Origin of the sequence: Kitasatospora sp. NPDC059722, assembly GCF_042733235.1 — a bacterium.
GTDB lineage: Bacteria > Actinomycetota > Actinomycetes > Streptomycetales > Streptomycetaceae > Kitasatospora.
This window is the reverse complement of the sequence record NZ_JBHWGD010000051.1, coordinates 51,167-62,846: the sequence shown is the minus strand read 5'-3', so window position 1 is coordinate 62,846 and position 11,680 is coordinate 51,167. Positions and strand designations below refer to the sequence as shown.

General features: G+C 73.9%; 10 protein-coding genes. 5 read left to right on the top strand and 5 right to left on the bottom strand.

Annotation, left to right across the window (positions count from 1 at the left end; translation table 11 throughout):
- Positions 1 to 122: 122 nt before the first annotated feature.
- The 3 genes from ACFV4F_RS28400 to ACFV4F_RS28390 form a co-directional block, all read right to left on the bottom strand.
- Positions 123 to 1,103: an acyl-ACP desaturase gene (locus ACFV4F_RS28400; RefSeq protein WP_380439571.1), complete on the bottom strand. Its 981-nt coding sequence runs from the start codon at positions 1,101 to 1,103 to the stop codon at positions 123 to 125.
- A gap of 264 nt (positions 1,104 to 1,367) precedes the next feature.
- Positions 1,368 to 2,687, bottom strand: coding sequence for a sensor histidine kinase (locus ACFV4F_RS28395; RefSeq protein WP_380506594.1), 1,320 nt, complete (start codon positions 2,685 to 2,687; stop codon positions 1,368 to 1,370).
- Positions 2,688 to 2,766: 79 nt separating this feature from the next.
- Complete coding sequence (locus tag ACFV4F_RS28390) at positions 2,767 to 3,420, bottom strand: response regulator transcription factor (protein ID WP_097235981.1); 654 nt, start codon at positions 3,418 to 3,420, stop codon at positions 2,767 to 2,769.
- A 443-nt stretch (positions 3,421 to 3,863) separates the two neighbouring features.
- Between ACFV4F_RS28390 and ACFV4F_RS28385 the strand changes: the two genes are divergently transcribed.
- Entirely contained in the window at positions 3,864 to 4,049 is a 186-nt protein-coding gene (locus tag ACFV4F_RS28385; RefSeq protein ID WP_030057688.1) for a hypothetical protein, read from the top strand.
- 197 nt (positions 4,050 to 4,246) lie between these two features.
- On the opposite strand, the gene ACFV4F_RS28380 is transcribed toward ACFV4F_RS28385, so the two are convergent.
- The gene (locus ACFV4F_RS28380) at positions 4,247 to 5,071 is read right to left on the bottom strand and encodes an inositol monophosphatase family protein (protein ID WP_380497519.1); all 825 of its coding nucleotides are present in this window, start codon (positions 5,069 to 5,071) and stop codon (positions 4,247 to 4,249) included.
- Positions 5,072 to 5,086: 15 nt separating this feature from the next.
- Positions 5,087 to 6,229, bottom strand: coding sequence for a ferrochelatase (locus ACFV4F_RS28375; RefSeq protein WP_380439564.1), 1,143 nt, complete (start codon positions 6,227 to 6,229; stop codon positions 5,087 to 5,089).
- A gap of 130 nt (positions 6,230 to 6,359) precedes the next feature.
- Between ACFV4F_RS28375 and ACFV4F_RS28370 the strand changes: the two genes are divergently transcribed.
- The 4 genes from ACFV4F_RS28370 to sepH all read left to right on the top strand — a co-directional run bounded on the left by ACFV4F_RS28370 (position 6,360) and on the right by sepH (position 11,536).
- Positions 6,360 to 7,616, top strand: coding sequence for an MFS transporter (locus ACFV4F_RS28370; protein ID WP_380439562.1), 1,257 nt, complete (start codon positions 6,360 to 6,362; stop codon positions 7,614 to 7,616).
- A 134-nt stretch (positions 7,617 to 7,750) separates the two neighbouring features.
- Positions 7,751 to 9,073, top strand: coding sequence for a D-arabinono-1,4-lactone oxidase (locus ACFV4F_RS28365; protein ID WP_380439560.1), 1,323 nt, complete (start codon positions 7,751 to 7,753; stop codon positions 9,071 to 9,073).
- A 138-nt stretch (positions 9,074 to 9,211) separates the two neighbouring features.
- Positions 9,212 to 9,820: a hypothetical protein gene (locus ACFV4F_RS28360; RefSeq protein WP_380506591.1), complete on the top strand. Its 609-nt coding sequence runs from the start codon at positions 9,212 to 9,214 to the stop codon at positions 9,818 to 9,820.
- Positions 9,821 to 10,468: 648 nt separating this feature from the next.
- A complete protein-coding gene (gene sepH / locus ACFV4F_RS28355) occupies positions 10,469 to 11,536 on the top strand; it encodes a septation protein SepH (protein WP_380439556.1) in 1,068 nt (355 codons plus the stop codon).
- Positions 11,537 to 11,680: the final 144 nt, after the last annotated feature.

The following is an 11,680-nucleotide window of genomic DNA, read 5'->3' as shown; positions in this document are numbered from 1 at the left end:
GCCTAAAAAACACTAAAAAACCCCCCCCCCCCCGCCCGCGCCCCCGCGCGCGCCCCCCCCCGCCCCCCGGGCCGCGGGGGGGGGGGGCCCCCCCCCGGCGGACGTCGGCCCGCAGGGGCGTGCTAGGAGGCGCGGCGCGCGGCCCGGCGGGCGAGCAGGGCGGCCTGCCGCTCCTCGAACTTGCGGGCCTGCTCGTCCAGCCCGTCGAGGAAGACGCCGAGCTCGTCCTGGGCCATCAGGCCTTCCGCGCCGAGGCCGTCGATCTCCATCACCCGCAGGTGGCGGAGCACCGGCTGCAGCACGTCGTCGTGGTGGATGCGCAGGTTGTAGACCCCGCCGATGGCGATCTGCGCGGCGGCGCGCTCGAAGCCCGGGATGCCGTGGCCGGGCATCCGGAAGTCCGTCACGACGTCGGCGATGGCCCGCATGGCCTGGTCCGGGGCGATCTCCAGGGCGGCCTTGAGGAGGTTCCGGTAGAAGACCATGTGCAGGTTCTCGTCGTTGGCGATCTTCGCCAGCAGCTGGTCGCACAGCGGGTCGCCGGCGTGCTTGCCGGTGTTGCGGTGCGAGATGCGGGTCGCGAGCTCCTGGAAGGCCACGTAGGCCACCGAGTGGAGCATGCTGTGCGCGTTGTCGGACTCGAAGCCCTCGGACATGTGGGACATCCGGGCCCGCTCCAGCTCCACCGGGTCGACGGCCCGGGTGGCGAGCAGGAAGTCGCGAATGGCTATCCCGTGCCGGCCCTCCTCGGCGGTCCAGCGGTGCACCCAGGTGCCCCAGGCGCCCTCGCGGCCGAACATCGTCGCGATCTCGTGGTGGTAGCTCGGGAGGTTGTCCTCGGTGAGCAGGTTGACCACGAGGGAGACCCGGCCGAGCGCCGTCACCTGGGACTGCTCCAGCGACCAGGCATCGCCGCCGAGCACGCCGTCGAAGTCGCGGCCCTGGCTCCACGGCACGAACTCGTGCGGCATCCACTCCTTGGCCACCGCGAGGTGGCGGTTGAGCTCCTTCTCGACGACCTCTTCGAGGGCCAGGATCAGCCGGGCGTCGGTCCAGGCGCTCGATCCGAGCGAGGTGCTGCGCTGCACAGGGGCGATGGTCACGGGGGTTGCTCCTGGGGGACGGCACGCGCGGGACGGGCGCGTTGGGCGGGCACGTCGGGGGACGCGCGGAGGGGCACACTTACGGTTGCGTAGGTTACGACACCGTAAGTTGCCCGGACCGGAAAAGACAAGCCGCCCCCGCCTGGCCTTATGTCGTCTTGACGGGCCTGGCGGGGGCGGCCTCGAACGGTCGCTTACGGAGGGCGGTGGCGCGGGCGGCGCGAGGGGCGGCGCAACCGGCCCCGCAGCGGCCCGCGGGCGCGGTCAGGGGCCCGGGATGCGCACCCGCATCGTGAGGCCGCCACCGGGGCGCGGAGTGGCCTCGATGGAGCCGCCGTGGGCGCGGACCACCGAGCGCACGATGGACAGGCCGAGCCCGACCCCCTTGTCGCTGCGGGTGCGGTCGGCGCCCTTGACCCGGCGGAACGGTTCGAAGATGTGCTCCAGCTCGTACTGCGGCACCACCGGGCCGGTGTTCGAGACGACCAGCTCGCCGCCGCCCGGCACCTCGGCCGTGGTCAGCTCGACCCAGCCGCCGGCGGTGTTGTAGCGCACCGCGTTCTGCAGCAGGTTCAGCGCGATCCGCTCCAGCAGGACGCCGTTGCCCGAGGCCACGGCCGGATCGAGCGTCGAGCGCAGCTCGACCTCGCGCTTGTCGGCCTCCGAGCGGGTCTGCTCCAGCGCCCGGGAGGCCACCTCGGACAGGTCGACCGGGCGGCGCTCGGTGAGCTCGTTGTCGCTGCGGGCGAGCAGCAGCAGGCCCTCGACGAGCTGCTCGCTGCGCTCGTTGGTGGCCAGCAGGGTCTTGCCGAGCTGTTGGAGGTCGGGCGAGGCGGCCGGGTCGGAGAGCTGCACCTCCAGCAGGGTCCGGTTGATCGCCAGCGGCGTGCGCAGCTCGTGCGAGGCGTTGGCGACGAAGCGGCGCTGGGAGTCGAACGAGCGGTCGAGCCGGTCGAGCATGCCGTCGAACGTGTCGGCGAGCTCCTTGAGCTCGTCGTCCGGCCCGTCCAGCTCGATCCGCCGGTGCAGGTCGGAGGAGGCGACGTCACGGGCGGTGCGGGTGATCCGGCCGAGCGGGCGCAGCACCCGGCCGGCCATCGCGTAGCCGGCCGCGAAGGCGATCACGGCGAGGCAGACGAGGACGGTGAGGGACTTGCGCAGCAGCGTGTTGAGCGCCTGGTTGGACTGGACGGTCTGGTAGTTGGCCAGCCACCGGTCCAGCGTCGCCTGGTTGGTGATGGTGATGCCGTCCGGCGTGGTGACGCTGATGTTGCCGGTCGGGCTGCTGAGCACGAGGTGCGGCAGCGAGGCGTCCTGGAGGGCCTGGCGGACGAAGTAGTACATCACCAGCAGCAGGACGATGCCCGCCATCAGGAACATCCCGCCGTAGAGCAGGGTGAGCCGCATCCGGATGGTCGGGCGGAACGGCAGCCAGGCGAGCATGCCGTCGCCGGGGACGTAGTTCTCGTGCGTCGACTGGTGCAGCCGGGGCGCGCGCGGGGGGTGTGCGGGCTTGGGCGGTACGACGCGCGGGCCGCCGGCGGGCGCGCCGGAGGGCCCGCCGGCCGGGGGCGGGGTGGTCATGATGGGTCCTCTCGGGGCGTCCGCCGGGGCGGGCGCTGGTCGGTGGGGGGATCCGCCGGGGATCCGGGGCGGGCTCCGCTCAGATGCGGTAGCCGGAGCCGGGCACGGTGACGATGACCGGCGGGTCGCCGAGCTTGCGGCGCAGCGTCATGACGGTGACGCGCACGACGTTGGTGAACGGGTCGGTGTGCTCGTCCCAGGCCTTCTCCAGGAGCTGTTCGGCGGAGACGACGGCGCCGCCGGCGCGCATCAGGACCTCCAGGACGGCGAACTCCTTGGGGGCGAGCTGCACGGTGCGTCCGTCGCGGATGACCTCGCGGCGGCCGGGGTCGAGCGAGATGCCGGCGCGCTCCAGGACGGGCGGCAGCGGGACGGTCGCGCGGCGGCCCAGCGCCCTTACCCGGGCCACGAGTTCGCTGAAGGCGAACGGCTTCGGAAGGTAGTCGTCGGCGCCGATCTCCAGACCCTCGACCCGGTCGCTGATGTCGCCGGAGGCGGTCAGCATGATGACCCTGGTGGCCAGGCCCTGTTCGACCACCTTGCGGCAGACGTCGTCGCCGTGGACGAGCGGCAGGTCCCGGTCGAGCACCACGACGTCGTAGTCGTTGACCGCGATGCGCTGGAGCGCGGCCTCCCCGTCGTACACCACGTCGACGGCCATCGCCTCGCGGCGCAGGCCGGTTGCGACGGCCTCGGCGAGCAGCTGCTCGTCCTCGACGACGAGAACCCGCACGGTCGTTGTCCCTTCTCCAGGCCGGCCCCGGAAGCGGACGCACGGCTCCGAACGTGTCTCCATCCTGCCTGGTCCTTCGGTAAAGCAGCGATAAGCTGCCCCTCGGGCAGGGTTCGCCCGGCTCCCCGCCGGTCACGGTTCGCATCCGGAGCAGTCCGATTGGACTGTGACACGGGCAACTTTCTCGGCCGGGCAGGTTTCCCGGCCGCCGGGGCGGGGAGGACAGCTGCACACCCGCGATCTGGCCCTTGGCCGGTCGCACCCACCCGCCGTGCGTTCATCCGCGCCGGCCCTGGGGCATGGGACGTCACCGGGAGCGGCCGAGGCCGTCTCCGCGCCCGACCGGAGCAGCAGACCCGCCGGCCCGGGCGCTTCCGTCGACCGGACCACCTCAGGGCGGAGAACGCACGACCGTGCACGTCCGACACAGTAAGGGGGCCCGTATGGACGCCTTCAAGGCCGGAATCCTGCAGCGCATAGCCAACGCCGAGCAGGACCTGCACCGCGCGATCGAGGCCGGGGACGAGTTCCTCGCCGAGGTGGAGCAGTCCGAGCTGGACGACCTCCGCCGACTCGCCGCCGAGCACGGCGTGGACACCGTGCTCGAGCGCCACCGCACCGCCGCGTGACGCTTCGCAGCACCTGACCCGACGCCGGTCCTCCGGCACCAGCGGCCCTGCGGGGGCCGTGCGAAACCCCAGGCCCTGGCATCCCCCGTATGCCAGGGCTCTTCGTTTGCCCGGCCCGGGAGGAACCCGCGCCTGCGGGGGCAAAGATTTGCCCCTGGGACATGACGTGTCCCAGGGGCGAACGTCCGGTGAAGCGCTCAATCCGCCCAGGCGCGCAGCGCGGCCAGGCGCTCCTGGAGCGGCTCGTACACGCCGGGTGCGGCGGCGACGGTGAGCCGGCCGTCCGGGCCGTGTCCGGGCCGTCCGCCGGTCAGGGCACCTGCCTCGGTGGCGATCAGGCAGCCCGCGGCGCGGTCCCAGGGGGCCAGGCCGCGCTCGTAGTAGCCGTCCAGGCGCCCGGCGGCGACGTCGCACAGGTCCACCGCGGCGGCGCCGCCCCGGCGGATGTCCCGCACCTCGGGCATCAGGGCCAGCAGCACCTCGGCCTGCCGGACCCGCACCGCCTCGACGTAGTTGAAGCCGGTGCCGATCAGCGCCTGCCCCCACGGCGGGGCCGGGCGGGCGGAGATCGGCGCGCCGTCGAGGCGGGCGCCGCGGCCGACGACGGCGTGGAACAGCTCGCCGCGGGCCGGTGCGTGGACGACGCCGACGACCGCCCGGCCGTCCACCTCGGCGGCCACGCTCACCGCCCACGAGGGCAGCCCGTACAGGTAGTTGACCGTGCCGTCGAGCGGGTCGACGACCCAGCGCACCCCGCTGGTGCCGGGCCGGTCGGCGCCCTCCTCGCCGAGGTAGCCGTCCTGCGGACGGCGCTCGGCGATCAGCTCCACGACGAGCTTCTCGGAGGCGAGGTCCATCTCGGTGACCACGTCGACCGGGCTGCTCTTGGTGCCGGCCACACCCAGGTCGGCGGGCCGGGCGTCGCGCAGCAGGGCGCCCGCCCGGCGGGCGGCGTCCAGGGCCACGTCGAGCAGGTCGTCGAGCAGCCGGGCGTCGGGCAGGGCGGGGCTGGACACGGGCATCTCCTCCGGTACGGGTCAGCGCTCGGCGGCGGCCGGGCGGGGGGCGCGCGGGTTGGGGCAGCAGGCCACCGCGCACACGTCGTGGCTGGGCCCGAGCGCCCCGAGGGCGCAGCGGGTGACGTCCTCGCCACGCTCGGTGGCGGCCCGCTCCAGGACCAGCTCGCGCACGGCGGCGGTGAACCGGGGGTCGGCGCCGACGGTGGCCGCCCGGGCCACCGGCAGGCCGAGCTCGGCGGCCTTGGCGACGGCCTCGGTGTCGAGGTCGTACTTGACCTCCATGTGGTCGGAGACGAACCCGATCGGGACCATCACGACGGCCGGCGCGCCGTCGGCGTGCTGGGCCTCCAGGTGGTCGCAGATGTCCGGCTCCAGCCACGGGATGTGCGGGGCCCCGCTGCGGCTCTGGTAGACGAGCTCCCACGGCCGCCCGGCGACGCCGGTGCGCTCGGCGACGGCCTCGACGACCAGCCGCGCGACGTCCAGGTGCTGCGCGACGTACGCACCGCCGGACTCACCGCGGGCCGGGTCGTCCGGGGCGCCGGAGGTCTCGGCCATCGCGTCGGGGATGGAGTGGGTGGTGAACGCCAGCCGGGCGCCGTCCCGCACGCCGGCGGGCAGCCGCTCCAGGGCGGCGACGGTGGCCTCGGCCATCGGGCCGACGAAGCCCGGGTGGTTGTAGAAGTGCCGGAGCTTGTCGACGCGCAGCTCGGGGCCGCCCTCGTCGGCGAGGACGGCGAGCGCGTCGGCGAGGTTCTCGCGGTACTGGCGGCAGCCGGAGTAGCCGGCGTAGGCGCTGGTGGCGAGGACGGCGATCCGGCGGTGACCGTCGGCGGCCATCTCGCGCAGGGTGTCGGTCAGGTAGGGCGCCCAGTTGCGGTTGCCCCAGTAGACCGGCAGGTCCAGGCCGTGGTCGGCGAAGTCCTTGCGCAGCGCGGCCAGCAGCTCGCGGTTCTGCCCGTTGATCGGACTGACCCCGCCGAACATGAAGTAGTGCTTGCCCACCTCCTTCAGCCGTTCCTTCGGGATTCCCCTGCCGCGGGTGACGTTCTCCAGGAACGGCACGACGTCCTCGGGGGCCTCGGGGCCGCCGAAGGAGAGCAGCAGGAGGGCGTCGTAGGGAGCGGCGCCGGAGAGGGAGGGTTTGCGCGCGTCGGACATGGCACCGATCCTGCCATTGAGGGGCCGGGGCCCGTCGGCGGGGCGGCGCGGAGAGCCCGGAAAATACCGTTTGCCAACATACGTAAGCTGTGTTCAACCGCCTTGTTCCTTACCTCCCCGGAGCTTCCGCGTGCTGTCCAGCTACCGCCAGATATTCGCCGCCCCCGGCACGCTGGCCTTCTCCTCCGCCGGGTTCATCGCCCGCCTGCCGATCTCGATGACCGGCATCGGCATCGTGACCATGCTGTCCCAGCAGCGCGGCTCCTTCGGGGTGGCGGGCCTCGTCTCGGCGACCCTGGCGATCGCCGCCGCGGTGCTCGGACCGGCCGTCTCCTGGCTCGTCGACCGGCACGGCCAGCGCCGCGTCGCGCTGCCCGCCGCCGCGTTCACCATCGCCGCGGCGACCGGACTGCTGCTCTGCGCCCACTTCGACGCCCCGGACTGGACGCTCTTCTTCTTCGCCGTCGGCATGGGCGCCATGCCCAGCGCGGGCGCCATGGTCCGCGCCCGCTGGGCCCACCTCTACCGGGACAAGCCCGCCCGGCTGCACACCGCGTACTCCTTCGAGGCGGTGGTCGACGAGTTCTGCTTCATGGTGGGCCCGATCCTCGCCGTCAGCCTGGCCACCAACGTCTTCCCCGAGTCCGGCCTGCTCGCCGCCGGCCTCGCGCTCACCGTCGGGATCGTCCTGTTCACCGCCCAGCGGCGCACCGAGCCGCCGGTCCACCCGGCCGCCGGGCGCAGCGGCCGCAGCGCGATCCTCAACCCCGGCCTGGTCGTGCTGGTGCTCACCTTCATCGCCACCGGGGCGATCTTCGGCTCGGTCGAGATCGTCACCGTCGCCTTCGCCCGGGCCCAGGACCACGAGGGCCTCGCCGGCACCGTCCTCGCCGTGTGGGCACTCGGCTCCGGCCTGGCCGGCATGGTCTACGGCGCGCTCAAGCCCACCAGCCCCCTGGCGAATCGTTTCGTCGTCGGCGTCGTGATGATGGCGCTCACCATGATCCCGGTGCTGCTCGTCGCCGAGGCGGTGCAGGGCCTCGGCGGGCTGCTCGCCACCGGCGCCGTCCTGCTGCTCGCCGGCGTCGCCATCTCCCCCACCCTGATCTCCGCGATGGCCCTGGTCGAGCGGCTCGTCCCGGCCGCCCAGCTCACCGAGGGCATGGCCTGGACCACCACCGGGCTCGCACTCGGCGTCGCCCTCGGCTCCTCGGCCGGCGGCTGGGTGGTGGACGCCTCCGGCGCCGCCGCCGGCTACTGGGTGCCGCTGGTCGCCGGCGTGTTCGGCGTCCTGGTCGCCCTCGTCGGCCTGCGCACCCTGCGGGCCGGCCTGCCCGCGGCCGAGCCCGGGGCGCCCGCCGTCGAACCCGTAGACCTCGGACGGTGAACTGACTAATCTCCTCCCTACTCGCGGGCCTACCCGCGGGTAGGGGCCCGCGCGGCCCCGTGCACAGGCCCCACCGGCGGCCCCCACCGCCCGGACCCCGCCGACCCCGTCGGCCACGGAGCAGGAGTCAGCACATGCCCCAGGCCAGTACCGCGACCGCCGTCCGCTGGACCAACTGGGCCGGCAACCAGAGCGCCCGGCCCGCCCGGGCCGCCGCGCCCGGCACCGCGGAGGAACTGGCCAGGGAGATCCGGCGCGCCGCCGAACAGGGCCGCACCGTCAAGGCCGTCGGCTCCGGCCACTCCTTCACCGCGATCGCCTCCGCCGGCGACGGCGTCCAGATCCGCCCGCACGCGCTCACCGCCGTCCGCGGGATCGACCGCGAGGCCGGCACCGTCACCGTCGAGTCCGGCCTCCCGCTGCACCGGCTCAACCGGCTCCTCGCCGCCGAGGGCCTCTCGCTCACCAACATGGGCGACATCGAGGTCCAGACCGTCGCCGGCGCCACCAGCACCGGCACCCACGGCACCGGCCGCGACTCCGGCTCGCTCGCCGCGCAGATCCGCGCCCTGGAGATCGTCCTCGCCGACGGCACGGTCCACCGCTGCTCGCCCACCGAGAACCCGCGGCTCTTCCAGGGCGCCCGGCTCGGCCTCGGCGCGCTCGGCGTGATCACCGCGCTCACCTTCGGCGTCGAGCCGTCCTTCCTGCTCACCGCCCACGAGCAGCCGATGCGCTTCGACGAGGTCCTCGACCGCCTCGACGACCTCACCGCCGTCAACGAGCACTTCGAGTTCTACTGGTTCCCGCACACCGACCGCTGCAGCACCAAGCGCAACAACCGCAGCCAGGGCCCGGCCGCCCCGCTGCCCCGGTTCAAGGGCTGGCTGGAGGACGACTTCCTCTCCAACACCGTGTGGGAGGGCGCCTGCCGGGTCGGCCGCCGCTTCCCCGGCAGCATCCCCGCCATCGCCTCGCTGGCCAGCCGCGCGTGGTCCGACCGCAGCTACACCGACACCTCGCACAAGGTGTTCACCAGCCCGCGCAAGGTCCGCTTCGTCGAGATGGAGTACGCCGTGCCGCGCGCCGCCGTCGCCGACGTGCTGCGCGAGCTGAAGGCGCTCATCGAACGGTCCGACTGGCGGATCAGCTTCCCGGTGGAGGTCCGCTTCGCCCCCGCCGACGACCTCTGGCTCTCCACCGCCTCCGGCCGCGACAGCGCCTACATCGCCGTCCACCTCTACCGGGGCACCCGCGACCAGGGCTACTTCACCGGCGTCGAACAGCTGATGGCCGCCCACGAGGGCCGCCCCCACTGGGGCAAGCTGCACACCCGCGACGCCGAGTACCTCGCCGGGGTCTACCCGCACTTCGGCGACTTCACCGCCCTGCGCGACGAGGTCGACCCCGGCCGCCTGTTCGCCAACCCGTACCTGCGCCGGGTCCTCGGCGACTAGGACACGCCCTGGCCCGCCGGGGTTCCGGCGGCGGGCGCCGGGGCCTCCGACGCCGGGGCCTGGCTCGGCGCGGGCGGCTGCGGAGTCGTCCCGCCGGTCGGCTTCCCGCCACCGCCCGCCGACGGGGACGCGCCGGAGGTGGGCGTCCCGCTCGGGCTCGGGTCCGGGGTCGGCGTCGGTGTCGGGGACGGCGACCCGCCCGAGGTCGGCGACCCGCTCGGGCTGCCGCTCGGCTCCGGCCGCGGCCTCGACGTCGCCGGCTCCGACGCACCGCCCGACGGCGTCGCGCCCGGCCCGTGCCCGCCACCGGACGGCCGGCCCGTCGGATCGCCGGCCGGCGGCTTCGAATCCGTGCCCACGCTGCCGCCGAACGACGTGCCGTTGCCCGTCTGCCCGGTCACCGTCGCCGACACCGGCTGCCCGGTGACCATCTCGAACGCCACGATCGGCGTCATCGCCAGCACGAACACCAGCCCCGACACCGCCGCGTACGTCCGCCACGTCCACCGCCGGCGCGCCCGGACCACCTGCGGCTCGTTCCACTCCGACGAGATCACCGGCACCCGCGGCTCCACCGGGGCCACGTCGTCCGCCGGCACCTGGCGCAGCCCGTTCACCGTCTGGTTCGGCCCGCGGTCCACCGCCTCGCGCAGTTGCTCGCCGGTGCGCCTGAAGAGGTGCTGGAACAGCGCGCCGCCCGTGGTGGCCCCGACGCTCACCACCGCCGCGCCCATGATCGTGCCGTAGACCCCGAGTTCGGACGCCAACAAGGCCCCCGCCACCGCGGCCAGCGCGCTCGCCACGACCTGAGCCACACTCAGATCGATCCGCCTGCGCTCGTCCTTCCCGCCCTCCTCGACGGGCTCCCGCTCCGGCATCGACATCCCTCGGTCCGTACGACTGTTCTTCGAACAAGTCACTCCATCTTGCCCAAAGAAGGACACAAGGGACGAAAATCCGGTTCTTCCCTCCGCGATTGTGTGAAGATGATCACCGTCCATCCGGCAGCGGTCCGCCGCCCGGGGCGCGCGCTCTTGAGATTCCCGTGAATCGCGGGAGACTTGAGCGGCGAGCCGCCCCTCCGGATGCCACGAATGGAGTACTGTTCGTAAAGCCTGAGCCTTGGGTCGACTTGTCGACTGCCAGTACCACGGCAACTTGACGAAGAGCCACGACACAGGCACGCACGGCGACGCCGGTCCCGGATCGTCGCGAACACTCCGCGTGCGAGGACGGCCGGGACACCCAGGCGCGACGTCGACGGATGACGTGGCAAAAAGGCAACCGTGCCACAGCGGTGTGGACGGGCGTGAGCCCGACACGCCGGGGAACTCAGCAAGGTTGTGGCCAGTCGCGAGTGGGCAGGCCACACTCAGTACGGGAGCAGCGACGCAGGTGACGTCGGCAGGCACCACCCGGGAGGTAACCGTGCCCGAACTGCGGGTTGTGGCCGTCAGCAACGACGGCACACGGCTGGTGCTCAAGGCTGCCGACAGCACGGAGTACACCCTCCCCATCGACGAGCGGCTGCGCGCCGCCATCCGCGGCGACCGCCCGCGCCTCGGCCAGATCGAGATCGAGGTCGAGAGCCACCTCCGCCCCCGCGACATCCAGGCGCGGATACGAGCCGGTGCCTCCGCCGAGGAGGTCGCCCAGGCCGCCGGCATCTCCGTCGACCGGGTCCGCCGCTTCGAGGGACCCGTCCTCGCCGAACGCGCCTTCATGGCCGAGCGCGCCCGCAAGACCGCCATCCGCCGCAACGGCGAGTCCCCCGGCCCCCAGCTCGGCGAGGCCGTCGCCGAACGGCTCGCGCTGCGCGGCGCCGAGAAGGAGACCGAGCGCTGGGACTCCTGGCGGCGCGACGACGGCACGTGGGAGGTCATCCTCTCCTACCGCTCCGACGGCGAGGGCCGCAGCGCCTCCTGGACGTACGACCCGCCCCGGCGCCTCGTCACGCCCAACGACGACGAGGCCCGCGCGCTGATCGGCGAGACCGTCGAGCGCGAGGAGGACTCGGTCTTCCCGTTCATCCCGCGGATCGCCCGGCTCCCCCAGGACCGGCCGCCCCGCCCGATGATCGACCGCCCCTCCGCCGACCGCATCATGTCCGCCCGCGAGGCGCGCGAGGCCGCGGCCGAGGGCCGGGACTCGCTCACCAGCCTGCTCGACGTCGTCCCCGCCTTCCGCGGCGACCTCGCCGTCGGACCCGCCCCGGTCGAACCGGTACCCGCCGAGGTCGCCGAGGAGACCGAGGAACCGGCCGCCGCCGCGGCACCCGCCGTCGGCGCCGGCTCCGCGTACGCCGACATCCTGATGCCGCGCGCCGTCGCCCCGCACCGCGAGCGCCTGGTCGGCACCACCGACCGGCAGGCCGAGGCGGACGGCGTCCGGCCCGGCCGCCGGGCCACCGTGCCCAGCTGGGACGAGATCGTCTTCGGCAGCCGGCGCAAGAAGCAGGAATAACCGTCCGCGCGAGAAGGGGGGGGGGGGGTGGGCCGCCCCCCCCCCCCCCGCGCCCGCGGGGGCCGGGCGCACCTCCCCGCTGGTCCGTGAACCGCACCGGAGCGGGCGCCGCTCGACAGCACTGGCAACACGACCCCCGGTTGA